Genomic DNA, 424 nt, shown 5'->3' with positions numbered 1-424 from the left:
AGTCGGCTCTCGCGATGCTGCGTGCGGTGCTCCACTCGGAGCCGCGGTGAATCTTGAAAAGCAGATCGTCATGCATGTCCATCGAAGCCCTGTTCTCCTCGAACCACTCTTCGATCTCATCCGCGAGATCCTCAATGTCGCGGCCATCATCGTCCTGGTCAACCCAGTCAATGACCTCCGGCACCGGCAGGCGGCGCCCGTTGATGCTTACTACCTCAATCCATGCGTGTTCCATAATCCTTTCCCTCGGTTATCGGCGCCCTCGCGCCCTCACAGACAGTCTACTCTTTTGTTTAAGACGTTGCAAGAGATTTTTAACACTTTTTTGTGCGTTTATCCCAAAATGTGATATCAGTCATAAAATTTGACGATTGAGCGTGCCTTGTCGCGCGATATACCGAGGGAACGCGCTGCCTCTGCGAGA

General features: G+C 53.3%; 1 protein-coding gene. It reads right to left on the bottom strand.

What is annotated here, in order from left to right:
- Nucleotides 1-235, bottom strand: a 235-nt coding sequence (locus J4G38_RS28355; RefSeq protein WP_210522296.1) for a hypothetical protein, incomplete at its 3' end; no start/stop codon positions are given.
- Nucleotides 236-424 lie beyond the last annotated feature (189 nt).

This window comes from Hymenobacter terricola (genome assembly GCF_017921975.2).
GTDB classification, from domain to species: Bacteria; Bacteroidota; Bacteroidia; order Cytophagales; family Hymenobacteraceae; genus Hymenobacter; species Hymenobacter terricola.
This window is presented reverse-complemented; position numbering and strand designations above follow the sequence as displayed.